At 44.4% G+C, this 22,629-nt stretch carries 25 protein-coding genes, 1 tRNA gene and 2 pseudogenes; 19 read left to right on the forward strand and 9 right to left on the reverse strand.

All coding sequences use genetic code 11. From position 1 onward, the window contains the following. The first annotated feature begins 11 nt into the window (after nucleotides 1-11). The 5 genes from C1T21_RS21475 (at nucleotide 12) to C1T21_RS21495 (ending at nucleotide 6,510) form a co-directional block, all read left to right on the forward strand. Nucleotides 12-1,532, forward strand: coding sequence for an extracellular solute-binding protein (locus tag C1T21_RS21475; RefSeq protein WP_028540499.1), 1,521 nt, complete (start codon nucleotides 12-14; stop codon nucleotides 1,530-1,532). Nucleotides 1,533-1,664: 132 nt separating this feature from the next. Beyond that, complete coding sequence (locus C1T21_RS21480; protein ID WP_103049664.1) at nucleotides 1,665-3,026, forward strand: glycoside hydrolase family 28 protein; 1,362 nt, start codon at nucleotides 1,665-1,667, stop codon at nucleotides 3,024-3,026. Between the two features lie 23 nt (nucleotides 3,027-3,049). Beyond that, nucleotides 3,050-3,934, forward strand: a complete 885-nt coding sequence (locus tag C1T21_RS21485) for a dienelactone hydrolase family protein (protein WP_103049665.1) — start codon at nucleotides 3,050-3,052, stop codon at nucleotides 3,932-3,934. A 25-nt stretch (nucleotides 3,935-3,959) separates the two neighbouring features. Next, nucleotides 3,960-4,916, forward strand: a complete 957-nt coding sequence (locus C1T21_RS21490; protein WP_103049666.1) for a pectinesterase family protein — start codon at nucleotides 3,960-3,962, stop codon at nucleotides 4,914-4,916. A gap of 16 nt (nucleotides 4,917-4,932) precedes the next feature. Next, complete coding sequence (locus tag C1T21_RS21495) at nucleotides 4,933-6,510, forward strand: glycoside hydrolase family 43 protein (RefSeq protein ID WP_103049667.1); 1,578 nt, start codon at nucleotides 4,933-4,935, stop codon at nucleotides 6,508-6,510. A gap of 64 nt (nucleotides 6,511-6,574) precedes the next feature. Here the strand turns inward: C1T21_RS21495 and C1T21_RS21500 are convergent, their stop codons facing one another. After that, nucleotides 6,575-7,462: a LysR family transcriptional regulator gene (locus C1T21_RS21500; RefSeq protein ID WP_103049668.1), complete on the reverse strand. Its 888-nt coding sequence runs from the start codon at nucleotides 7,460-7,462 to the stop codon at nucleotides 6,575-6,577. Between the two features lie 118 nt (nucleotides 7,463-7,580). Here C1T21_RS21500 and C1T21_RS21505 point away from each other — a divergent pair, with 118 nt between their 5' ends. After that, complete coding sequence (locus C1T21_RS21505; RefSeq protein ID WP_103049669.1) at nucleotides 7,581-8,606, forward strand: YeiH family protein; 1,026 nt, start codon at nucleotides 7,581-7,583, stop codon at nucleotides 8,604-8,606. 240 nt (nucleotides 8,607-8,846) lie between these two features. Next, nucleotides 8,847-10,391 carry a GH25 family lysozyme gene (locus tag C1T21_RS21510; protein WP_103049670.1) on the forward strand — a complete coding sequence of 515 codons (1,545 nt, stop codon included), beginning with the start codon at nucleotides 8,847-8,849 and terminating at the stop codon, nucleotides 10,389-10,391. A gap of 72 nt (nucleotides 10,392-10,463) precedes the next feature. On the opposite strand, the gene C1T21_RS21515 is transcribed toward C1T21_RS21510, so the two are convergent. Then, on the reverse strand, nucleotides 10,464-10,730 hold the full coding sequence (locus tag C1T21_RS21515; protein ID WP_025719729.1) for a DUF2642 domain-containing protein: 267 nt from the start codon (nucleotides 10,728-10,730) through the stop codon (nucleotides 10,464-10,466). 167 nt (nucleotides 10,731-10,897) lie between these two features. On the opposite strand from C1T21_RS21515, the gene C1T21_RS28180 reads away from it, so the two are divergent. After that, nucleotides 10,898-11,026, forward strand: coding sequence for a hypothetical protein (locus C1T21_RS28180; RefSeq protein ID WP_013371969.1), 129 nt, complete (start codon nucleotides 10,898-10,900; stop codon nucleotides 11,024-11,026). 188 nt (nucleotides 11,027-11,214) lie between these two features. Here C1T21_RS28180 and C1T21_RS21520 read toward each other — a convergent pair whose 3' ends face one another. Both C1T21_RS21520 and C1T21_RS21525 read right to left on the reverse strand, forming a co-directional pair. Beyond that, nucleotides 11,215-11,445, reverse strand: coding sequence for an LSm family protein (locus tag C1T21_RS21520; RefSeq protein ID WP_025719727.1), 231 nt, complete (start codon nucleotides 11,443-11,445; stop codon nucleotides 11,215-11,217). 112 nt (nucleotides 11,446-11,557) lie between these two features. After that, nucleotides 11,558-12,223 carry a cupin domain-containing protein gene (locus C1T21_RS21525; protein WP_103049671.1) on the reverse strand — a complete coding sequence of 222 codons (666 nt, stop codon included), beginning with the start codon at nucleotides 12,221-12,223 and terminating at the stop codon, nucleotides 11,558-11,560. 457 nt (nucleotides 12,224-12,680) lie between these two features. On the opposite strand from C1T21_RS21525, the gene C1T21_RS21530 reads away from it, so the two are divergent. The 6 genes from C1T21_RS21530 (at nucleotide 12,681) to C1T21_RS21555 (ending at nucleotide 17,276) form a co-directional block, all read left to right on the forward strand. Next, nucleotides 12,681-13,334, forward strand: a complete 654-nt coding sequence (locus C1T21_RS21530; RefSeq protein ID WP_103049672.1) for a cell wall hydrolase — start codon at nucleotides 12,681-12,683, stop codon at nucleotides 13,332-13,334. A gap of 183 nt (nucleotides 13,335-13,517) precedes the next feature. Next, nucleotides 13,518-13,868 carry a hypothetical protein gene (locus tag C1T21_RS21535; protein ID WP_103049673.1) on the forward strand — a complete coding sequence of 117 codons (351 nt, stop codon included), beginning with the start codon at nucleotides 13,518-13,520 and terminating at the stop codon, nucleotides 13,866-13,868. A 31-nt stretch (nucleotides 13,869-13,899) separates the two neighbouring features. After that, a complete protein-coding gene (locus tag C1T21_RS21540) occupies nucleotides 13,900-14,886 on the forward strand; it encodes a ketoacyl-ACP synthase III (RefSeq protein WP_103049674.1) in 987 nt (328 codons plus the stop codon). Between the two features lie 201 nt (nucleotides 14,887-15,087). Next, nucleotides 15,088-15,636, forward strand: coding sequence for a GNAT family N-acetyltransferase (locus tag C1T21_RS21545; protein WP_103049675.1), 549 nt, complete (start codon nucleotides 15,088-15,090; stop codon nucleotides 15,634-15,636). 133 nt (nucleotides 15,637-15,769) lie between these two features. Continuing rightward, complete coding sequence (locus tag C1T21_RS21550) at nucleotides 15,770-16,873, forward strand: glycerol dehydrogenase (protein WP_103049676.1); 1,104 nt, start codon at nucleotides 15,770-15,772, stop codon at nucleotides 16,871-16,873. 187 nt (nucleotides 16,874-17,060) lie between these two features. Continuing rightward, nucleotides 17,061-17,276, forward strand: a complete 216-nt coding sequence (locus C1T21_RS21555) for a hypothetical protein (RefSeq protein ID WP_013311038.1) — start codon at nucleotides 17,061-17,063, stop codon at nucleotides 17,274-17,276. A gap of 72 nt (nucleotides 17,277-17,348) precedes the next feature. Here the strand turns inward: C1T21_RS21555 and C1T21_RS21560 are convergent, their stop codons facing one another. Both C1T21_RS21560 and C1T21_RS21565 read right to left on the reverse strand, forming a co-directional pair. After that, nucleotides 17,349-18,380, reverse strand: coding sequence for a glycosyl hydrolase (locus tag C1T21_RS21560; protein ID WP_103049677.1), 1,032 nt, complete (start codon nucleotides 18,378-18,380; stop codon nucleotides 17,349-17,351). A gap of 31 nt (nucleotides 18,381-18,411) precedes the next feature. After that, the gene (locus tag C1T21_RS21565) at nucleotides 18,412-18,690 is read right to left on the reverse strand and encodes a hypothetical protein (RefSeq protein ID WP_103049678.1); all 279 of its coding nucleotides are present in this window, start codon (nucleotides 18,688-18,690) and stop codon (nucleotides 18,412-18,414) included. A gap of 352 nt (nucleotides 18,691-19,042) precedes the next feature. Here C1T21_RS21565 and C1T21_RS21570 point away from each other — a divergent pair, with 352 nt between their 5' ends. From C1T21_RS21570 to C1T21_RS27455, 3 genes are all read left to right on the forward strand, one after another. Further along, complete coding sequence (locus tag C1T21_RS21570; RefSeq protein ID WP_025723548.1) at nucleotides 19,043-19,225, forward strand: hypothetical protein; 183 nt, start codon at nucleotides 19,043-19,045, stop codon at nucleotides 19,223-19,225. Between the two features lie 54 nt (nucleotides 19,226-19,279). Beyond that, nucleotides 19,280-19,606 carry a YnfA family protein gene (locus tag C1T21_RS21575; protein WP_025723546.1) on the forward strand — a complete coding sequence of 109 codons (327 nt, stop codon included), beginning with the start codon at nucleotides 19,280-19,282 and terminating at the stop codon, nucleotides 19,604-19,606. Nucleotides 19,607-19,701: 95 nt separating this feature from the next. After that, nucleotides 19,702-19,854 carry a hypothetical protein gene (locus tag C1T21_RS27455; RefSeq protein ID WP_165149143.1) on the forward strand — a complete coding sequence of 51 codons (153 nt, stop codon included), beginning with the start codon at nucleotides 19,702-19,704 and terminating at the stop codon, nucleotides 19,852-19,854. Between the two features lie 76 nt (nucleotides 19,855-19,930). Here the strand turns inward: C1T21_RS27455 and C1T21_RS21580 are convergent, their stop codons facing one another. Beyond that, entirely contained in the window at nucleotides 19,931-20,119 is a 189-nt protein-coding gene (locus C1T21_RS21580) for a hypothetical protein (RefSeq protein ID WP_103049679.1), read from the reverse strand. 129 nt (nucleotides 20,120-20,248) lie between these two features. After that, the gene (locus C1T21_RS21585) at nucleotides 20,249-20,407 is read right to left on the reverse strand and encodes a hypothetical protein (protein ID WP_013311032.1); all 159 of its coding nucleotides are present in this window, start codon (nucleotides 20,405-20,407) and stop codon (nucleotides 20,249-20,251) included. Between the two features lie 248 nt (nucleotides 20,408-20,655). Between C1T21_RS21585 and C1T21_RS21590 the strand changes: the two genes are divergently transcribed. Both C1T21_RS21590 and C1T21_RS21600 read left to right on the forward strand, forming a co-directional pair. After that, a tRNA-Leu gene (locus tag C1T21_RS21590) sits at nucleotides 20,656-20,741 on the forward strand. A gap of 739 nt (nucleotides 20,742-21,480) precedes the next feature. Further along, nucleotides 21,481-21,824: pseudogene (locus C1T21_RS21600) on the forward strand (cupin domain-containing protein). Between the two features lie 192 nt (nucleotides 21,825-22,016). Here the strand turns inward: C1T21_RS21600 and C1T21_RS21605 are convergent. Then, nucleotides 22,017-22,442, reverse strand: a pseudogene (locus C1T21_RS21605) (response regulator transcription factor); the annotation flags it as partial. Between the last annotated feature and the right edge of the window lie 187 nt (nucleotides 22,443-22,629).

Genomic DNA, 22,629 nt, shown 5'->3' on the forward strand with positions numbered 1-22,629 from the left:
GAGCAAATACGATGAAAAAGGGAATCACGACGAAAAAGGGAGTATCGGGCCTTCTTGCTGTACTAATGGTCATGAGTGTTTTTTTAGCTGCTTGCGGTGACAAGGGAGCTGAGGATCAAAGCGGCCAAACCTATGATCCGAAGTCCAAACTGGAATTTACCTGGTTAAACGTATTGCATACAGCTTCTCCGCCTACAGAAACGATCAAAAGCAAAATTGAAGAATACACCAATTCTAAAATCACGTTCAATTGGGTGCCTGACGCTTCTAAAGAAGAGAGAATCACTACTGCGCTTGCTTCTGGCGAATTGGCCGATATGGTGACGCTGACAATGATGACAAATTCTTCAGTGCGTAGTTCATTGAAATCAGGACTATTCTGGGATGTAGGAAAGTATTTAGATGATTATGAAAATTTGAAAAAAATCCCGCCTGAAGTTCGGGAAGCCGCATCCATTGAAGGGGTACTGTATGGCGTTCCGTTCCAGAAGAATCTGGCTCGGGCGGGTCTGGTCATTCGCCAGGATTGGCTGGATCGCTTAGGACTGAAGGTGCCGACGACACTGGATGAGTTGTATGAAGTTGCGAGAGCGTTTACAGAAGATGATCCGGATGGAAATGGAAAAAATGATACGACTGGGTTTGTTGACAGATCGGATCTACGCTACAGCAGCTTCAAAACTTTAAGTTCCTACTTTGGCACACCTAATGGCTGGAAAGTAGATGAAAGCGGAAAATTTACGCCGGAATTTGATACTCCTCAATATTTGGAGACCTTAAAGTATTCCAATAAATTATACAAAAATGGATATCTTTCTAAAGACTTTGCTGTAACCGCTAAAACGGACCAGCAGCAACAATTTGCACAAGGTAAAGCAGGTATTTATACAGGCATGATCGATATCTCTAACCTCAGAACCTTGTCCCAAGGCTTACAAAAGGGGCTGAAGCTGGTACCGGTTAACAAGATTTCGAATGGAGATGGCAAATACCACGTATGGTCTGAGGGAAGCGGGGTAGGAGGTTTGCTGGCATTTCCGAAATCCGAAGTAAAAACAGAAGCTGAGTTGAAGAGACTGCTGCAATTTGTAGATGATTTAATTGACAAAGATGTATATATGTATATGACCGGCGGTATTGAAGGCACTCATTATAAGATCGAAAAAGATGGAGCCTTCAAAATTACGAATACAGATTTGTGGCAAGCAGATGTTCAGCCGTTTTCAAGCTCCAGACCAAGTGAAGTGACCTACAACTTAAAAGATGCCAATCCAGAGAAGGAACTGGCTAATGAATTAGTCCGAGAAAATAATGAATTTGCTGTTCTGGACCCGACCGTGCCACTGGATTCAGTCACCGCTAATGAGCAAGGAACAGAGCTGGAGAAAATCATTACCGACGCCTCCTTCAAATTTATTATGGGTGAGCTTGACGAAGCCGGGTTTAAAGCAGCCGTAGAAAACTGGAAAAACTCTGGTGGATCACGGATTACCGCTGAGTATGAGGAAGCGTATAAGAAAACGAAAAAATAATAGCTGAGCATGGCTGTTGCCCCCTGACTCCTTGAATGATTTCTTGGATGTTGAAATCCGGGGGGCAGCTTATGCTTTCCCAATACAAAATGGATCTAACATTCACAAAATATAAAGACAGGAGAGAACGAAATGCAATTGTATAACATTGTAGATTATGGAGCAGTTCAGGATGGCACGACGCTGGCTACGGGAGCAATTGCGGCTGCCATTGAAGCGGCCAGCAATGCTGGAGGAGGAACCGTTTTTGTTCCGTCTGGGACGTATCTGACAGGTGCTATCTTTCTGAAAAGTAACATTGAGCTGCATGTAAGCCCTGGTGCAACTCTGTCCTTCAGTACGGAACTGGCTGATTACCCTGTAGTAGAATCCAGATGGGAGGGCGTTCAGCGGGAAGTGCATGCGTCATGCATTTATGGACAGAACCTTGAGAATATTTCAGTTACAGGTAGCGGAACGTTGGACGGAAATGGTCAGCCGTGGTGGGAAAAGCACCGCAATCATCCAGAGGAATTACAGTATCCGAGACCCAAATTAATCAGCTTTGACCGTTGTCAGCGGGTTACCATTAAAGATGTTATGTTAAAAAATTCCCCCAGTTGGACGGTAAACCCCATCGCTTGCTATAACGTTACGATTGATAATTTGTCCATTCTTAACCCGGCGGACTCCCCCAATACGGACGGTATTAATCCTGAATCCTGTTCCAATGTTCGTATTAGCAACTGCAATATAGATGTGGGCGATGATTGTATTGCGATCAAAGCAGGAACCGAAGATACACAAGAGCGAATTCCATGTGAAAATATTACGATTACAAATTGTACGATGGTGCATGGACATGGCGCAGTCGTACTGGGAAGCGAAATGAGTGGTGATATTCGTAATGTTACGATCAGCAATTGCGTGTTCAAGCAAACAGATCGGGGCATACGTCTGAAGTCCAGACGAGGACGTGGCGGAACCATTGAGGATATTCGAGTCAGCAACATTGTGATGGAAGATGTCATTTGTCCATTTATTCTGAACCTTTATTATTTCTGCGGACCTCGGGGCAAAGACAAATATGTGTGGGACAAAAATCCTTATCCGATTACCGATGAAACCCCGTGCTTCAGACGAATCCATTTTTCCGATATTACGGCACGACAGGTTCATGCGGCTGCTGGATTCTTATACGGACTTGCAGAGCAATATATTGCTGAAATTACATTTTCCAATATTGATATTTCTATGGCTAAAAATGCAATTCCCGGTCGTCCGGCGATGATGACAGGGATTGAAGATATGAACAACCGTGGTTTTTATCTAGGTAATGTGAAGGATATTCGTTTTCAACAGGTGACGATTGAGAATCATGAAGGTCCTGCCTTTTACATTGAAAATGGAGAAGATGTTGAAATCAATCGTTGCCATTCGAAGAATACAGCTCAGCCCGAAAAGCTGATAGAACAAGTAACGATACAACCTTCTGAACGAAATATGATGAATTAGGAGGGCATGAAAGGAGGTACAACGTGGATAAGTTGCAAGCATTGTTGGGAGACCTTCCGGCAGATCGCCCTGTAACGGCAACTCTGCTGAATCAAGAAGAGCGTGAGGGATATCGACTGGAGTGTCTCCTGCTGGATTTGAACGGGATCGAGCCTGTCCCAGCGTATGTAGCTATACCCTTACAAGGAGAAGGTCCGTTTCCGTTGGTTGTTTTTAACCATTCGCATGGGGGCAACTATACAAACGGGCGCAAGGAGCTGATCCATAGCAGCTCTTACTTGCAGCAGCCCTCGTTCGCTACAACCCTGACAGACATGGGGTACTGCGTGTGCTGTATTGACATGTGGGGTTTCAACGAACGTGGGGGCAAAACTGAGAGCGAGCTGGTAAAAGAAATGCTCTGGCAGGGCCAGGTGCTGTGGGGCATGATGCTGTATGATAATCGTCGTTTGGTGGATTATATGTGCCAGCGTGAAGACATTGATGCTTCCCGTATCGCAACGATCGGTATGTCGATGGGTGGACTCATGGCATGGTGGATGGCTGCGTTAGATGAACGGATACAGGTAACGGTTGATATCTGTGGACAGGTAGATGCCCATACGCTAATCGCCAAAAGGGGATTGGATCATCATGGCTTTTATTCCTATGTCCCCGGCCTGCTGAAGCATTTTACCACACTGGATATTCAAAAGCGGATCGTACCTCGTCCACGGATGAGTATAACAGGTCAAAATGACCGGATGTGTCCTATTGAAGGAGTCGAGCATTTGGCAAAAGGTCTGCTGGAAGCTTACCAGGAAGCAGGTCGTCCTGAGCATTGGCAGCCTGTAATCGCGGGCGGTGGACATATGGAGACGTTGGAAATGCGAACGGCGTGGCAGTCATTTTTAGCCGAACACCTGTAAATCAAATGAAGGGATCGGGGTAACCATGCTAGTTGGAAAAGAATCCTTTTGTGATTTCCATACGATTCAGGAGGCGATTGCTGTATTGGAGCAGTCGGCTTCCAATAAAATGGAAACACTAACTATTTTATCAGGTACTTATGAGGAAGAGGTACGGATTTACCGTTCATATCTTCATATTATAGGCATCGGACAGGTAGAGATTCGAATGGATCGGTATGCCAAGGAGCGGGATGAAGCGGGTGAGGAAATAGGGACCTTTGCGACACCTACTTTATTTTTAGGCGGTAGCCACCTGATTTTGGAAAATCTAACGATTTCCAACACAGCGGGCCAGGGAGAAGCCGTTGGGCAGGCCGTTGCGGTATACGCTCATTGTGATGAAACGGTTTTTAGAAACTGTACCTTTAAAGGGCACCAGGATACTTTATTTACAGGCCCTCTACCTCCTGCACCGAAAGAACGACTCCAGTTTGGTGGAATCCATTTGAAGGAGCATCATAGGCACTATCGGCAGCTTTATCAGCATTGTTATATAGAGGGTACGGTGGACTTTATTTTTGGTGGGGCTACCGCGTATTTTGAAGATTGCGAGATTCGCAGTTTACGCCATCATGAAAACCAAACGAGCTACGTTACAGCCGCCTCTACGCCGCAAGGACAATCGTACGGTTATGTATTCAACCATTGCTATTTAACCGCAGAAGCTGATATTACCCCGGTTTTTTTGGGGCGTCCGTGGCGGGAGTATGCCAAGACCGTATTTGTCAATTGTAAAATGGGCGATCATATTGACCCACGTGGCTGGGACAATTGGAACAATGTTGCGAACGAGAAAACCGTCTGTTATCAGGAATATAACGGACACGATGAAGTTGCTACGTTACGTAAGCAGCGTGTTCCGTGGGCGGATTGTTTTGAAGCGGGAACAAAAGCATGGAGCAAGGAAAAGGTTTTTGATGAAGTCACATTTTGGAAGTAAGGAGAAGTGAGGTCTCATGATGATCCAAAATCCCATATTAAAAGGCTTTAATCCCGATCCGTGTATTACACGAGTCGAGGATACTTACTATATTGTGGTGTCATCGTTTGAGTGGCTGCCTGGAGTACGGGTGTACCAGTCCAAAGATTTGGCCCATTGGGAGCACTGCACAGATATTTTGACCGATCAGGTTGATTTAAGAGGAAACCCGAAAAATTGCAGCATTTGGGCACCGCAGCTTAGCTATGCAGATGACCTTTTTTATCTGCTCTATACGGATGTGAAAAGCACCAAGCGTCCGTTCAAGGACGTTCATAATTTTGTGATGACGGCGCCTACGATCCAAGGACCATGGTCGGAACCCGTCTATCTTAACAGTAGTGGATTTGATCCGTCTTTATTTCATGATGAGGACGGACGCAAATGGCTATTGAACGCATTGTGGGATTACCGCATGTTGGAAAGTAATAAATCTTCCGGCATAGTCATGCAGGAGTATGACAGCAAGCAACAACAGCTCATTGGCGAGCCTGTTAAAATCTTTGATTGTACTCCTTTGAAGAAAACAGAAGCGCCTCACATCTATAAGCAAAATGGATATTACTATCTTGTTACAGCGGAAGGCGGAACGGGTACGGGGCATGCCGTTACCGTAGCACGGTCGAAGCAGATATCCGGGCCATATGAAGTAGACCCGCACAACCCCATGCTTACGTCACGTGATCGGCTGGATTTCCCGTTACAATGTGCAGGACATGGCAGTCTTGTACAGACACCGGACGGCGAATGGTACATGGCTCATTTATGCACGCGTCCAGTAGAGGGGAAATATGCCATTTTAGGACGGGAAACAGCCTTGCAGCAAGTGTACTGGAATGATGAAGGCTGGCTGCGATTAACCGCCGGGGGCCATACACCTCAATTGGAGGTACCCGCACCTCAAGGGATGTTCTCGGTTAAGCAAGAGCAGCAGAGTTATATTTTCGAGGATTTTTTCGAGGGCCCCACATTAAACAAAACGTGGAACACATTGCGTATCCTGGCAGACGATAGCTGGTGTTCATTAAGCCAGCGCCCAGGTTACCTTCGGATTCTGGCTGGAGAATCCATTCAAAGTCTGTTCCAGCATCACGTGCTTGCCATTCGGCAAACGGATCATCATTTCCGGGTAGAAACAGCATTAGAGTATCAGCCAACAAGCTATTTACAAATGGCGGGGCTACTACTGTACCTTAATGAAGAAGATTATTTGTACGCCTATGTTAGCTATGAGGAGGGACAAGGGAAGGTACTGCGCATGATGCGATGTGAAGCCAACACATTTACCTTAGTTCCCCAAGCGATTACGCTTCAGGACGATCTTCCTATACATTTAGCTGTGGAAGTCCATGCATCCCATGGGCAATTTTATTATGGAGTCGGAGATAAACCTGCTTGGAAGCGGCTTTTTGAAATGCAGGATATCAGCTTTTTATCCGGTGGTTTTACAGGGAATTTTGTAGGTGTTGCTGCTCATGATATGCAACAGTTCCAAGGAAGCTACGCTGATTTTTCTCATTTCTTATATCATGGAAAGGATCATCTTTCCTCATAAAAAAACATGATAGTGATTATGTTGAAAGCACCTTGATGGGTGCTTTTTTCGTTGGTTTTGCACGTTAACTTTTCACATTATAACTTCGCAAAATCTCCAAAAAAGCGGTGCATGCTTTCGTTTCAAATGTCGAAGAAGGGGTTAGAAAGGAAAATTTCCGAATGACCGGAAGATTACGAATATCCAGTACTTTTAATGTGCCCAGAGCAAGTTCCTTCTGAATGACCCATTGGGACAGCAAAGAAATCCCCAAGCCTGCTTCTACAGACTCTTTGATGATCTGTGTACTGCCAAAATTCATCATATGAGAAGGGGAGAACTGAAGCCGTGCAAACATCTTTTCAGCCGCTTCCCGGGTTCCAGAACCTTCTTCCCGCAGAATCCAGACGTCCTCTTGCAGCTCACTTACATCCACTTGAGATTTACCAGCCAAACTGTGATTTTGCGGAACGACGATATACATTCTATCATCAGCAAATGATTCAATGTGTAAATGGTCATGCTGAAATTCTCCTTCGATAATGCCTACATCCAGTTGATTATGGATCATGAGTTTTTCAATTTCCTGGGTGTTGCCGATGGTAATCGAGGGCTGAATGAGTGGATAATGGATTCTCATTTGCGCAATCACATGCGGCAGCACATATTCGCCATATGTGTAGCTTGCGCCGATCGACAGGTTTCCTTTTGCCGTATGTATCAGCTCGTCCACCAAGTATTGCATCCGTGTATGGAGACGGATAATCTCCTGAGCATGATGATACACAATTTCACCTGCTTTGGTTAAGCGCACATATTTATTACTACGCTCCAGGAGGCGGGTCCCTACGCTACGTTCCAGCGTTTGAATATATTGACTTACCGCAGGTTGGGTCATGTGTAACACCTCGGCAGCTCGTGTGAAGTTTTGTTTCTCCGCGACCCTAACAAATACGATTAAAGATTGGTCCAAAGCCCATTCCTCCAAATCCATCATATCTATTTACTTATTATCATTATTATAATGATTTATTTTTCTTATGACAAAAAACATATTAAGCTTGATGCATGTAGAATTGGAGGGGTTCACCATGAACAGTCATACACAACACACCAAATTATTTTCGAACAGAGGACGATTATTCCAGCGTATACTTGGTATTATCCTCACGATGTTATTTGCTTTGGCAGGCTACAGCCTGAACGAATTGCCAGGTTTTCATTATGTAGGTCCATTGGCTTGTGCCATGTTTCTCGCTATTCTGTACCGACAGTTGTGGGGATACCCTGAAGCTGTGCGCTCGGGGGTTGAGTTTTCAGCAAAGAAAATACTACGTGGAGCGATTGTGTTATTTGGGCTGAAGCTGAACATGGATGTTGTCATTCATCATGGGTTAGGTTTACTTTTGCGTGATGTGGGCACCGTTGTATTTTCCATCTTTTTTACGGTTTGGCTGGCAAAACGTTTCAAGGCAGATGCTTCGCTTTCGCTTCTTCTTGGTATTGGGACTGGAGTTTGCGGTGCAGCAGCGATTGCAGCGGTTTCTCCCTTGTTAAAATCCAAAGATGAGGATACAGCCATAGGAGTAGGACTCATTGCCTTGGTTGGAACGGTATTTGCCATTTTGTTTACTGTGCTTCGGCCCTGGCTTCCTTTGACGGATATGCAATATGGAATCTGGTCGGGCATCAGTTTACATGAAATTGCACATGTGGCCTTAGCTGCAGCGCCTGCCGGACAGGATGCTCTTGCAATGGGCTTATTAGCCAAACTGGGGCGTGTTTTCTTACTCATACCGCTCAGCTTTGTTTTAATGGTTTGGATGAAACGAACTGGAAAAATTCGTACAGACGCTAAAGTGGAGTTTCCCTGGTTCCTCATCGGCTTTATGGCTACAAGTATTATGGGCAGCTATGTTTTTGGAAAATATATTGAAGTTCCATCTAGTCTGACGAACGGAATTTCTCAAGTCACCACCTTTATGTTAACGATGGCTATGGTAGGCATGGGGCTGAATGTGAGCTTTAAGGCTTTACGGAAGAAAGCAATGCTTCCCTTACTGGTACTATCTGTCACCTCGATCATTCTTATAGGGTTAACATTTTTAACAGTGTGAACATGAAGTATTCGTTTGGTGATAAGATTGCTAGTAAACTAGATTAATAAAACTGGAAAAAGCTCTGCTTGCTGTATAGCTGGCAGAGTTTTTTAGTACTTTTGTATGATAAGACTGAAATATGTACTGAATCAATCGTAACTTTTACCATATGATTCGCGTCTATCAAAATAGAGGTCCTGAGAATCATAGCGTGCAAGAATTTCATAAGCGAAAATATAGAGATTGGTAGGGTACATAATGAAGAAAATTTGTTTATTTGCTTTTTTGTTTCTGTTTCTACTAGCATTTCCAAGAGAAAGTCATGCTGCATCTTCGAGTTCACATCTTCAGTTGGATGGTAAAGATATAAGTGTTGGCAAAGGTGTTCAGATTCAAGAAGTAAAGGGGAACGTACTGGTTCCACTCCGTCTCATTGTAGAGGAATTGGGTTATAGTGTGAATTGGGAGTCCAAGACAGGGACCATAACTATACATAAGCAAAATCTTAACCTCAGTCTTCAGGTCAACAATCCCATAGCCTCTGTCAATGATCATCAAATGGGATTGGCTGTAGCTCCTTTGCTTAAAGAGGGGACGACTTATGTTCCGCTTCGCTTTGTATCGGAACAGACAGGAATGAATGTGACCTGGAACAACGAGCTTAAAACCGTGTTCCTGACGACTCCTCCTACTTCAAGCGGCAATAGCGAGTCCACTCATGATCATTCTGCTACTCCAGCTGTAAGTAGTCCTAAAGAGAGTGCGCGCACGGCTATAAACCAAATTAGCTTCACTAATCACCAATTAACTATAACTGTTAATGGAAAAGTAACCCCCAAAGTAACCACGTTGACTCATACAGATCGTATTGTTGTAGACATACCGGATACAAAGTTTGCTGAGGAATTTCCAGCATCGCAATCATTTAACAATGGTGGACAAGGAAGTTTTCCAGTCACAGAAGATCCAGATGTTTCCCAAGTAAGATACTCCATGTTTAGTACAACCCCCGCATCGGTACGTATTGTGGTTGATCTTAATCAGAGTACACCCTTTCATGTACTCCATGGGGATGATGGTAAGGTGGTTATAGCGTTGGATCAGGAAACGGAGAAGCCATCAACTACCGAGGATGTTATACCTACCATACCTGTTGCACCTGCGATTTCTTCCGACGGACACGCGCAAGGGATTGATGTCTCCCACCATAATGGCAATATTGATTGGCAGCAAGTGGCGGCGGCAGGCAAGACATTTGCTTTTATTAAAGCTACAGAGGGCACAAAATATCAAGATAATCAATTTTTAGTAAATGTACAGGGGGCCAGAGATGCTAACATCCTGGTTGGCGCTTACCACTTTTTGAACGCAACTACCGCGGATGGGGCTCGTCAGGAAGCTGCCAATTTTGCCAGAGCTATAGATTCAGCAGGAGGCAGGCTGGATCTGCCCCCTGTGATGGACTATGAAAATAACCCCAAAGGTCTTACTCCTGCACAAATTAGTGAAGTGGCTCATGCCTTTTTGGATGAAATGGAGAGGCTTACCGGGCGTCAGCCGATCGTATACACGGGCAATGTTTTTGCTTCCAAGTTTGATCCTACATTTTCTATGTATAAACTGTGGGTAGCCCGATACAGTACTACGCAAAAGCCGACCGCGGTTCCAGCTTGGAATAACTGGTGGGCTTGGCAGTACAGTAGCACAGGCAGTGTTCCGGGTATTCAAGGCCAAGTCGATTTGGATGAATACAACGGAACGATAGATGAACTCCGGGCTTCACTGGCAGGAGAGCTTGATTAGCATAATCAACGTTATAATCAATCCTCGCGAATCCGGAACAGGATTTGCGAGGATTTTTAATGTCTGATTTGTTTAGTTGGGCATGATCCATACGATTTCGCTGATTCGAACAAAGAATTTTTTTCCGTATACATCTAAAATAACATGGTCGGGCTTACAATCGACTACGCATCCATCAATTCTGCCACGTGTGGTCTCAAGTACAACGTACTTGCCGATCACCGATTTTAATGTTTCTACGACGTATGGATCTACAGGGTGCACCACGACATGGTGAGAGGTAGGATGGTGGGGGAAAGGTTGATTAACGTTGTAATTGAGCATTTGATTTGAATTCAATTGCTTCACTCCTTCAAGATTAGTTGTGTTATCCTATGCTCCTGCCTAGGAAAGGTGTAGGCTAATGCCCATCAGCAAAACATTCATAACATTGCCGAAAAGCCCGGTCCGTAGGAAAGCTCAATACATAAGCTATGTTGTACCTTGAATTGAAGGAGGCAATGACCATGAGTGAATGTGAAAGAGGTTGTGGTGGCGGTTCAGTAGGGGGCTACCCAGGAGTATGGACATCGACAGGAGCTATTCTGGTACTGTTCATTCTGCTCGTTATCATTACGAAGTCTTTATGGGTTTAAATTGAACTGAGTAGCTTAACCCCCCATTGGTATATAACCGATGGGGGGTTAAGTGTTTTAGAGGATGGAGCGTATGATAAAACACCTCAAATAACAGCGTACAAGCCCTACACAAACTGTGCCGGGCTGGGCGCTGTCATTTGAGGTACATTGGCATCTATAGACAGGAACGGGCAATGGATCAGGGATTAAATTAACGCAATCGCCAGCAGGGTGAACAGGCTCAAAGTTAAGATTTGATTCCCATACCCGTAGCCAGGATAAAAGGCAGACGTTTGTACACGTCCGTTCCGTTCTGTTTTTAAGTACACATTATTACGATCCACATCCATAATGGTTCCTTCGTACTGTTTTCCGTCAATGGTGAGAATACGCACCTTTTTATTCATGCAGTTCAAACAGTTGTAGTAAGCGTCCATTCCATCACCCCCTCTTATACATTGGCATTTTATGAGAGGGACGGTCTTATGGTAACGGCGAACATACAGGAAAAAGGTATTCCCTCCAACTTAAGACCTGACTAGAGTTAGCCTATTCCTGATAGGGATTAAAAGAGAAGCCAGGATATCCGTTAGTATAGGCGTAATCTCTTTGGGGGACGACCTGATGGTGTGATGAAGCGTCAGCAAGCCTTACATGTATCCCGGGCTTTCGGGGGGGCTGCTGCTTGCAGTCATTGGGAGGACCGATGATGACAGGTTTTTTAATAGGGGCGAGCGCTTCCTGAACCTTATTCTCATCCAGGCAGTAAGTATGAGCCAGAATGTTATTTGGCGTTAGGCGCAAAACGTCAGATCCCAGTATGAATTCAGGGGTCGGGGCATCAAAAATCGTCAACAAATGAGTGTTATCCATCGTGGCGACCAGATAATGCCACCATCCTTGAGGGACGTTAGCCACTTGGCCAGGTGTGATCGGAAAATGTCGTAACTCGCGGGTAAAGGGGTTAATCAGTGACACGGTTACTGCTCCAGAGATGCAGTAGACCAGTTCTGTGGCATTTTGGTGATAGTGAGGCTCCACAACATTAGCAGTGCTGAGGCGAATATCCAGCAGCGATACATTTGCCAATGTATTCAGCTGCTGGATCGACAGCTCGTTGATCGAATTTTGAGCATCCTTCTGAAACAAAACATTGTCGCTTAAATCATAGGTGAATTGTACAGTAGGAGAGGTGTAATCCATATATGAATTCACGCGTCGTTTCCAGCCTTTCTGTTAATCAAGATTTGATGATCGTACGCTACCCTATGCATACGCCCATATATGTGTGCGCGCAAATGTGATTTGGATTAGTAGAAATCAGGCTCCGGTCCCGGGCAAGTAGAAGCGAAAAATAGCGAAAAAAGTCACGTATTCAAGTGTGGTCAGAACATGATCCATTGCTTTTAATACACGTCATCCCTTTAGGGATGACGTTTTATTTGCTTGGGTAGTCTTAGGACCAGAGCCGGATGATACGTAAATGCGGCTTGTGGTATACTGCAACGGACGTGTGAAAGTATGATTGTCCCATTCCGTATGTAGCCACGCGTCATTTCTGCAGCTAGGCATAAGTTATGTCATAAGAAACATCATCGGATAAACGTCCCTGAGTTGTACAGGCCGGAATGGTTGCACCGGACAGAACATGAAAGAGGAGGTTGTCTGGAAAATGAAAAAATTATCTATTTTAATCCTGTCCTGCGCATGTATGTTAGGTACTGTATTGTCAGTCGCACCAGGACAAGCACAAGCACAAACGTCAGCTTTGAAGAAAGGGATTCAAAGCGAACGGGTACTGGAGCTTCAACAGCAGCTTCATTCGCTCGGTTATTTCAAGGCTGGGTTTACTGGGTACTATGGTTCTCTGACCAGTAAAGCGGTGGCTCGTTTTCAACGAGATAACGGTCTGACACCTGATGGAGTAGCCGGAGCGGCAACACAAGCCAAGCTGGAATCCTTCGGAAAGGTGCGCGTAACCGCGCTGGATCAACTGGCTCGTATCATTTATTCTGAGGCGCGCGGAGAATCGTTTGAAGGTCAAGTGGCTGTCGGCGCTGTCGTATTAAACCGTGTTCAGTCCGGCGAGTTTCCAAGCTCGATCCCGGACGTTATTTTGCAGCCTGGCCAATTCACCGCTGTACAGGATGGTCAATACCGCCTGAAACCAAACAAGACGGCATACCGTGCAGCCAGACAGGCACTTAACGGTGCTGATCCGACTAATGGATCCTTGTTTTATTACAACCCGGCCATTGCCACAGCCAAATGGAGTAAAAGTCGCCCGGCTGTCATCTCACTCGGTCGCCATACGTTTACGAATTAATTGCACATGAGAATACGCAAATTTCTAGCCGTCAGTTGCTTCTTCTAGGAGCAGTGGCGGTTTTTTATATTCACAAATTTGTAATATTTTAGTGGTGATTTATCTGATTTAATATTAAAAATTCTACCTATTATTCCGATACTCTTAATAGACAAAAAAATGAAATCAAAGGAGTCTTTCTAAATGAGTCAACATCCTTACACTATCGAAGTAGATCAAGCCATGAAAACGGTACATATGGCGGTGAATGGAGTTTTTAGCCAGGAGGAGTATGATAGCTTTGTAAAAGAATATGTAGCCAAAACTTCATCCATTCAGGCGCCCAGCTTTACACTCAAGGTAGATTGTACCCAGATGGCACTTTTGGGTCCGGGAGAAGTGGAAAAATTGAAGGGCTCATTTGTACGTTATAAAGAAACTGGATTTGCCAAAGTAATCTTTGGCATCAGCCTTCAACAAACCATTATTAAAATGCAGCTTGGTCGAGTAGCACGCGAAGCAGGATTAAACAACGTAGATATTGTTGTACAATAATGCGCTGACGTATGTGTAAGGGGGAAGCCTGATGAGCCATATCAAAATAAAAGCACTGGGTGTGTACCATCCGCCCCATTCGTTGGATAACGAATACTATGTTCGCCATTTTGACGAGCGGGGCAGAGATATTCGACGCTTCATGGAGCATATGGGTAGAAAACAGCGTTATATCATTGATGATCCTAACGAAAACGGTCTAACAATGGGAATTGCAGCTGCGCAAAAAGCACTGGAACAGGCCGGTATGACAGGCCGTGATGTGGATATGATCGTGTTCTCCACTCAAGTTCCTGAGTCACTGTTTCCGATGAATGCCTTGTTTGTTCACCAGGCGATTGGGGCCAGACATGATGTGGCCGTGATGGATTCCAACGCGAATTGTGCAGGGATGACAGTCGCTGTCGATCAAGCCAGTCGGTCGATGCTATCTAATCCTGACGTGCGGACAGCGCTTATTATCGGTTCAGATTATAATTCACTCATTTCCGGTCCGGAGGATGAGATTACTTATGCGAACTATGGAGATGCTGCATGTGCGGCTATTTTGGAGCGTACAGAAGAAGACACCGGTTTCATAGATTCGATGTATTTTACGGACCCAGTCAATATAGATAAAATTTTGTACCCGGCTCAGGGGTTAGCGGCAACACTCCAAAGGAACGCCCCCGGAAAATATATTCAGTGGCTTCCGTTCGATGCCAATATGGCCTTGCCTCCAACATTTGATCTGCTTGAACGCATTTTAAAAAAGAACGGGCTGACGCCTCAAGATGTACGGGCTTATTGTCTGTCTCAGTTCTCGTTAGCAAATGTATTGAAGATTCAGGATCACTTGAAGCTAGAGGATGCCCAAATGATTTATGTGGGTGATCGATATGGTTACACAGGTACCAGTAGCCCGTTCATTGCGCTATATGAAGGTATTGAATCGGGTCGTATCCGGCGCGGTGATTATGTGCTGTTCTGGACGATTGGAGCTGGATATCAGCTGGTTGCTATGTTGTTTAAATATTAGTTATGCGAAGACCTTGCAGCTGCAAGGTCTTTTTTGTGTGTCACACAATGACAATTGTAATGATTTGGTTGTGCTATGTTTGATTATTTTGTAAAATTTAAACATTGAATTAAAAGGGAGAGCTTATATTGCGGACATCGGATAGCATGACAATTATGACGGAAAACATGGCACACAATTCATAATAGGAGCTGAAGAGTCATTAAGATCGAAAATTTATTTTATGGGGAACGAATAAAACTGGCCGCAGTCAGGGAAGAAGATGCCGAAGTGATGTTCAAATGGGGTGAGGATGCGAAGTATCTGCGAAATGTAGATACGGATTTGGCGCTCCCTTACACGTTGAAACAGATGGAGTCAGAAGGATCACCCCGCTCTAACGAGGTCTATTTTCGATTAAGAACATTGGCAGATGATGTCTTGATCGGATTTGTTGCTATCCACGGGATTGAGTGGAATAATCGCTGCGGACAGCTGGCAATAGGTATAGGTAATACGGACTACCGCGGCAAGGGCTTTGGGGCAGAAGCGGTACGGCTCATTCTTCGTTATGCGTTTTATGAGCTCAATTTGAATCGGGTCGGCTTGGATGTGATTGAGTACAATACACAAGCGATCCGAACTTATGAGAAGGCGGGGTTCCAGCTTGAGGGTAGAGTTCGTTCCGCTGTTCTTCGCGATGGTAACAGTTATGATCGTATCATGATGGGTATCCTGTATTCTGAATGGAGCTCGACTGTTCAAATATAATAGATACACAATTTGTTCATAAAATATTCCATAATAAGCCTTTTAATAACGTGAAAAGAGGTTTATAGTTAAGGGGTCACATGCCCAAATCATTATTAATTTGAGTATGAGTCAAAGCTGAGGAGGAATTTACATGGCAAACGTTGTAAGGTCCGTCACTTCACCCAAGAAATTTATTTCTGGACAAAATCTACTCTCGTCGTTAAATGACTATATTAAGGATTATGGCGATAAAGCCTTTGTCATTTGTGATGAATTCATACTTGAAAGGGCCCAAAAGGAGGCAGGTGCTTCGATTGAAGCAGCTGGTAACCAGGTGGTCTTCGAGAAATTTCAATATGAATGTACAAAAGAAGAGATTGAGCGTAACCGCGAATTGGTGCGTAAACATGGTTCGAACATTATCATAGGGATTGGCGGGGGAAAAACATTGGATACCGCCAAGGCAACCGCTTATTATGAAAAGCTGCCTGTTGTTATTTTCCCAACGATTGCTTCTACAGATGCTCCTTGTACCGCGCTTGCGGTTATATACAAAAAAGATGGCTCTTTTGATGAATATCTGTTCCTGCCTACTAACCCAGACGTTGTACTGGCAGATACAGGCATCCTGGCAGCAGCGCCTGCACGTTTCTTTGCAGCTGGAATCGGTGATGCACTGGCCACTTATTTTGAAGCTCGTGCCTGCTATCAGGCCAATGGGGATAACCTGGTTTTGAACAAGCCTTCCACTACAGGACTGGGACTTGCTCGTCTTTGTTATGATACGCTGCTGGAAAATGCTGTGAAGGCCAAACGTGCTGTGGATCGTAAAGTATATACTCGTGCGGTTGAGGATACGATTGAAGCTACCATTTATCTGAGCGGTGTTGGTGCAGAATCAGGTGGGTTGGCAGCAGCACACGCCATTCATAATGGCATGACGGCTGTTCCTTCGCTTCATAAAGCACAGCATGGTGAGAAAGTCACATTCGGTTTGTTAACCCAGCTAGTGCTGGAAAATGCGCCGAAAGAGGAACTGGAAACCGTGATTAAACTGGTGAAGGATGTAGGCCTTCCATTGACGCTTCGTGACTTGGGTGTAGAGGAATTTATTGAGGCTGAATGGCGCCAAGTGGCTGAAGCTGCTTGTGCATCGAATGATACAATGGTCAACATGCCGTTCCCGGTTAGTCCTGCTGACGTGTACAATGCAATCATTGCAGCGAATGCAATAGCAGAATCCTATCAAGAATAGTTTCTTCCTAAATCACGAAAATGGGTTTACAAAAACGGGTCTGTCACATCACTGGCAGACCCGTTTCGTGTACGTGCACTAACTTGTGAAACGAAAGAAGGGTACCAGGGACTTATATCCTATCTTGTTCTGACCGATATACATGTAACAGGGAAATTAGGTTGGTTACACAGCAGGAGGAGATCTGATGTTGGTGCATGGTAAAACACGTAGGGGCAACTTGTACATCCATATGTCCAGCGGTTTTCACAAAATTGGAGATTATCGGGAAGAATATTCTGTAGCACCGGGTGATCGGCTGATGTCTAGACTGTCCAAGCGGATCTACACCATTGTATCCGTACATCTTGGTGAAGAGGCGTATGCCGATATTGATCTAGAAGAGGTTATCAGAAATAGTTAGAGAACTTTATTTGGATTTAGTATAAAAAAAGCTTCCACTTTGCTCCTAGAGCGAAGTGGAAGCTTTTTTCCATCAGCGCAGAGACTCATGAAGAAGGTCTCGTGTGATGATATTATTTTGGTTCATAAAATGTCTGATTGCTGCTTGTGAATTGGTTGCCGACAGCTCCTTTCCCCACGTCATGGCATAGGCCCAGGCTGGTTGGTTTTGCAGCACCTTCGCACTCGGCAGAATATCACTTTCTCCGATTCCCATAGGCTTGCCCTGCGCAAGCTTTAGCAATTCGGTGTAGTAGGAGGATTTGTAATCATTATTATAGATATCAGCTGCAAGAATATCTACCCGGTTAATACCTGGGAAGAACAGATTATAGGGAGTGCTGTATGCGTTTGGGGCATTGGGACTCCACACCCACAACAGGTTATCCAGATGATGGACATGAGTGAACCGATCATACATTAGATTCCACAATTTAGTGTAATTTTGCTTGTTCCCCCACCAAAACCAGTTGCCGTTCATTTCATGATACGGCCTCCATAAAACAGGTACATCCGCGTCTCGTAAAGTCTTAAGGGACAGAGCCACCTCATCCAGATCGGCGATCAGTTGTTTATATTGCAGGGTACCCGGCGTGATGTATCGATCAAATTCAGCTTGAGTAATTTTTGCTTGTACGTTTTTCCATGTTTTGGGTGTGCCCGGTAGTGCCTGATGGAAGGTAACAGCTACGATTCCGCCGTCCTGACTCCATTGGATAGCACTATTCACAACATGCTGACGTTGCTCTCGTAAGGCCGTACGGGACTGATTAGCCAATCCTCCAAACTCATAGCCGTGAAGTCCTGCGTATTGTCCGCTGATTTGTTGTAGCTTGTTATTTTGTTCATCCGGTGCCTCTAAGTAATCATGCTGCCCGGAAATTAGCATATCATCCGGTACATTAGATAGGTAGGCAAGTAATTGCTTGGCTTTGGCAGAGGCCTGAACATTAATTGGCGGGGCGGCATCGGCAACAATGAACGATTGCTGAGAGCCGCTGAAGAGTAAAACAAGCATTAGCAGTAGCACCCTCTGTAACCAAAAGCGTGTTGAGTGAGATTTCATGGCGCTCCTCCTTTGATGCATGGTAATGGGATTAGTATTTTTCTTTTTGCTTTTTAAGTTGTATATAGGCGCTAATAATAATCACCAGCAGACTAAACGTGGCCCATCCATTGAATTCCTGTGAGTGTATCCAGTTGTCCCATACAAGGAAGCCTAAAATTACAACGAGCAAACCCATTGCAAGATACATTTTGGTTTTTGCTGGACGTTGGGTGCGTTTTGAAATCCAATGTATGATGCCGAAAACGATGGCTGTCTGAAATAAAAATATGCCCATTATCATTAAACTTGCTATAAAGATTGGGGACATCGGTATCCTCCTCCTAGGTTTACAAACAGAAAATGCAGGTTGTAACCGGGATGTGGATTCTTGGATGTAAATTTAATTACAAGTTGAGTAAACAATTGAGCGCTGGTACGATCTTGAACAAGTTGACTAAATTATACCATAACTACCGTCCTGCAATGAAAGACGTCTAAATACCCACTCTACCTTGATTCGACATCATACTTTATATTCAGCGAAATATTGCCATATAGATGTACACTTCACATAAATGAAGATGCAATCAGAAATATGTGGTAAGTATATGCATAAAAGCACCGCGAAATCGACGGAAAAGTTTGGTATGATTAAAGTGGATTGAAAAGGAGGTACTCTTATGAATGAAGAAAACAGACCATTCTCTAGATCAGCAGATGCTGAAGGAGCCAAAGCGAACTTTGATGCCAATCAGCGGAAGCTTCACTCCGAGGGAGTGCCTAGCTTATGGCGTCAGGTTAGCAACCTGCTGATTTTGGTTGGCGTGATTGCATTGATTATCCTTTTAGGTCGAGTGCTCTGAATGAGATATCCCAAAAAAGCCGAAAAGAATTTGAAGAATTAGGGATGTGAAATGGTGTTAAAGGCAGCTTTACTTTTTATATTGGCTGGCATCGCTGAAATTGGAGGAGGATATTTGATTTGGCAGTGGCTGCGTGAAGGGAAGACATGGTATGTCGGACTTTGTGGCGGAGTAATTTTGGCTGTGTATGGAATCATCGCTACCTTTCAGGTTTTTTCCTCCTTTGGGCGTGTATATGCAGCATACGGAGGTGTCTTTATTGTTCTTTCCATCGCATGGGGCTGGTGGATTGATAAAAAGACACCCGACTTGTACGATTTCATTGGTGGATTGATTTGTTTGGTCGGTATAGCTGTAATCCTGTTTCCGCGACCAGGATGATAGGACGAAAAACCCTATTTTATTTTTGAAAATATGACTATAGGTCTACAAAAATAAGCTTCATATTCCGAAATAGAACTTAAGGAGGGGGTTCTATGAACTGGAATCAAATGAAGCTTAGATTAAAGTTTGGCAGTACTATGCCGAAGAATGAAGGTAATTTCTCTTTTGGTATCATGTGTGGACTCTTAATCAGCATCGTGCTGTGGATATCAATCATTGGCTGGATCATGCTGATCTTTAAGTGATTTTACGAAATCACTGTACATATCAAAACAAATGAATTAAGGACTGCTCACAAACCTGTGTCCTATTACCCATGCTTTATTTTGTAAAATCGTTACGTAACTTGTCTATCCCGCGACCTATGGCTTCATCAATCATATCAGTAGCAGCAGGTGTATCTTCATCGGCGTCAGGAATGCGATTAAATCCTGGCTCGCGCTTGTCCAGGGATTGTTTATGTTCGATATGATCGTCAGTACGATTCTTTTCAGAGTTATTATCTCTCATAGCACATCACAGCTCCTTTTATTAGGTACATTCAGCTTCTATACTTTACATAAACGCTTGTGCTCCAGACTAAACGTTGATAAAAATAAAACCGGGGGGAGTAAATCCCGCCCGGCACTTCCCAAACAACTAGCGATGCTCAATCAGATCAATCGCTCCCAGAACAACATGAGCCAGTCCGAAACCGAGAATGCCTGTAGCTGCAAGTTTGTACTTACTGCTCAGCAACACAGCGCCTGAAGCCGATACTACCGTTCCAAGAACAGCTGGAATCATACCTTCACGCATTCGTAACACCCCTTCTGGTAGTTTGGAAAGACGTTTATTAGTGTAATTCAAATGTGCACAAGTTATACAAAAAAGAGAATTTTATTATTTTTTTAAAAAAACACTTTACAATTCGATAAAATTATCGTATTATATGTTGGTGCCCAATTGAACGACATTTACATAATGAAAACACTTCTTAATTAGATGGGTGTTTCTCAGGTACTTGTAAGACAAGTAAGTGTAAAGATTGGCGTTCCTAAATTTATGCCGGGGTGGCGGAATTGGCAGACGCACAGGACTTAAAATCCTGCGGTAGGTGACTACCGTACCGGTTCGATCCCGGTCCTCGGCACTATGGTTTTTCTCTTGAATCCCTTGATTATCAAGGGATTTTTTATTTTTAGTGATTGAAATCATGACTTCCATATCACAGGGAGCGAGCGCCTTTTTCGCTCTTGGGGACGGATTGGGGACGAACTTTTGGATCGAAGACATCGAGGTGTGCTGTTGTTTTACGACTAAGCTTCTTGGTGACGTGAGCATAGGTGTCTGAAGTCACTTGAGATGTGGAATGTCGCAATCGATGCTGAATCTCCTTGATAGGATGCTCCCTAGCCAAGCAAATACGTTGCATTTGTATGGCGGAGACCATGAAGTGATACATTACGGAAGCCGTGCCGCTCACACCAGTTTTTCCACTGCTGGGACGGCGTTGTATGGTAATAGGGTTTCCCTGTACCTGAATGAAAAACAAAGTTGCGATCCCCGCCTTTCCATGTCCCATTTGCCTTTGCCTCAACCTTAGTTTACGCATGCCTTTAACATGGACGGCCAGTTCCTCCATATATCATTGCGGCATATCTACATAATTGTTAGATGCTTCATTCTTGGTATCTGTAATGTCCGCCTGGCCATTTTTGGTGCTGTCAACCGAACACTGGATTTTGTCACCATCGACTATGGACGGGGCGCAACAAGGAAGGTGAAATTGGACTCAGGATACCAGAAGTAAATTAGACCGTAAGGGCTTAAGCCTTTGCGGTCTTTATTGTAGGTGTCTAAAGTTCTAGACTGAAAAATAAAGTAATAGTCTGAATGAGAAATTATCTAAGTTCAATGAACATTGGTCTCCGAAAGTCATTGGTGAAATGAATGACTATCAATTTAAATTGGTCAAGATAGATGGTGATTTTGTATGGCACGATCATCAAGATACCGACGAGGTGTTTATCGTGCTCGAAGGGGAGATGTTCATTGATTTCCGCGATGGCCAAGTAATGATTTCCCAAGGAGAGATGTTTATTGTACCAAGGGTGTCGAACACAAAACTTTCGCTAACCAGGAGTGTCATATCATGTTGGTAGAGCCCAGGGGCGTAGTAAACACTGGCGAGACTGAGTCAGAATTAACAGCAGTCAATGATATTTGGATCTAATGCATTTAGCTTCAGTTCGATTACATCGTTAAAGTAACGGGACACGATAGTTCAACTTCACTTGCTGCTAAGACGAAAACCGGATTCCCCTGTAAGGGTCCGGTTTTTTCTGCAACGCACTGCTTAGAATACGATTTTTTCCGTTTCGTGAGGTGACCCCTATATCGTGAGTACCATCGGGAAATTCTCCAGCTACACGATATTCTTCATTCGCGCCATTTCTATTGCTTCTTCACGGTTGTTAACGCCGAGTTTCGAGTAGAGAATCGAGCAGTAATTGCGGATCGTCCCCTCCGATAAAAATAGCTTGGCGGCGATCGATTTGTAGCGCAGTCCGCTCGACAGATGCTCCAGAATCTCCATCTCGCGTTTCGTAAGCCCGTACGGGTAGTTTCCCTGACTTGAACCGATTTTCTCCAACTGCTCACGTTGACGCTTCATCTCTTCGAAAACTCGTGTAGCGACCGATTGGTCGATCCAGGTTCCTCCATTATAAATAAGTTTCAAGGCTTCCTTCATCTCCCGCGGATGAATCGACTTCAGCATGTAGCCTTCTGCCCCGCGCTCCAATGCAGTTGCTGCCTGCAAGGAATCCTTAAACGTTGTCATGAACACAACCATACTATCCACACATAGGTTCTTCGACTGCTGTCAAGCCGATAGTTATCACGAGTAAAACAAAAGACCAAAGCAATCCCGGGGCTGCGTAGGCTAAATAAAGATAAAAAAGCCCGTTACCGTGACTGCAGTGCACCCCTTAGAATAGACATTGGAATAAACCCCTGGTTTATCCGATGAAATCTAA

The sequence above is a fragment of the Paenibacillus sp. F4 genome, assembly GCF_002894905.1.
Lineage (GTDB): Bacteria > Bacillota > Bacilli > Paenibacillales > Paenibacillaceae > Paenibacillus > Paenibacillus polymyxa_B.

Excerpts from the sequence above, each read along its gene's own strand:
- C1T21_RS21570 (WP_025723548.1), top strand. The coding sequence starts at position 19,043 with ATGAATGAAGAAAACAGACCATTCTCTAGATCAGCAGATGCTGAAGGA.
- C1T21_RS21505 (WP_103049669.1), top strand. The coding sequence starts at position 7,581 with ATGAACAGTCATACACAACACACCAAATTATTTTCGAACAGAGGACGA.
- C1T21_RS28180 (WP_013371969.1), top strand. The coding sequence starts at position 10,898 with ATGAGTGAATGTGAAAGAGGTTGTGGTGGCGGTTCAGTAGGGGGCTAC.
- C1T21_RS21480 (WP_103049664.1), top strand. The coding sequence starts at position 1,665 with ATGCAATTGTATAACATTGTAGATTATGGAGCAGTTCAGGATGGCACG.
- C1T21_RS21550 (WP_103049676.1), top strand. The coding sequence starts at position 15,770 with ATGGCAAACGTTGTAAGGTCCGTCACTTCACCCAAGAAATTTATTTCT.
- C1T21_RS21585 (WP_013311032.1), bottom strand. The coding sequence starts at position 20,407 with ATGCGTGAAGGTATGATTCCAGCTGTTCTTGGAACGGTAGTATCGGCT.
- C1T21_RS21580 (WP_103049679.1), bottom strand. The coding sequence starts at position 20,119 with ATGAGAGATAATAACTCTGAAAAGAATCGTACTGACGATCATATCGAA.
- C1T21_RS21540 (WP_103049674.1), top strand. The coding sequence starts at position 13,900 with ATGAGCCATATCAAAATAAAAGCACTGGGTGTGTACCATCCGCCCCAT.
- C1T21_RS21535 (WP_103049673.1), top strand. The coding sequence starts at position 13,518 with ATGAGTCAACATCCTTACACTATCGAAGTAGATCAAGCCATGAAAACG.
- C1T21_RS21490 (WP_103049666.1), top strand. The coding sequence starts at position 3,960 with ATGCTAGTTGGAAAAGAATCCTTTTGTGATTTCCATACGATTCAGGAG.
- C1T21_RS21510 (WP_103049670.1), top strand. The coding sequence starts at position 8,847 with ATGAAGAAAATTTGTTTATTTGCTTTTTTGTTTCTGTTTCTACTAGCA.
- C1T21_RS21475 (WP_028540499.1), top strand. The coding sequence starts at position 12 with ATGAAAAAGGGAATCACGACGAAAAAGGGAGTATCGGGCCTTCTTGCT.
- C1T21_RS21530 (WP_103049672.1), top strand. The coding sequence starts at position 12,681 with ATGAAAAAATTATCTATTTTAATCCTGTCCTGCGCATGTATGTTAGGT.
- C1T21_RS21565 (WP_103049678.1), bottom strand. The coding sequence starts at position 18,690 with ATGTCCCCAATCTTTATAGCAAGTTTAATGATAATGGGCATATTTTTA.
- C1T21_RS21495 (WP_103049667.1), top strand. The coding sequence starts at position 4,933 with ATGATGATCCAAAATCCCATATTAAAAGGCTTTAATCCCGATCCGTGT.
- C1T21_RS27455 (WP_165149143.1), top strand. The coding sequence starts at position 19,702 with ATGAACTGGAATCAAATGAAGCTTAGATTAAAGTTTGGCAGTACTATG.
- C1T21_RS21555 (WP_013311038.1), top strand. The coding sequence starts at position 17,061 with ATGTTGGTGCATGGTAAAACACGTAGGGGCAACTTGTACATCCATATG.
- C1T21_RS21560 (WP_103049677.1), bottom strand. The coding sequence starts at position 18,380 with ATGAAATCTCACTCAACACGCTTTTGGTTACAGAGGGTGCTACTGCTA.
- C1T21_RS21520 (WP_025719727.1), bottom strand. The coding sequence starts at position 11,445 with ATGGACGCTTACTACAACTGTTTGAACTGCATGAATAAAAAGGTGCGT.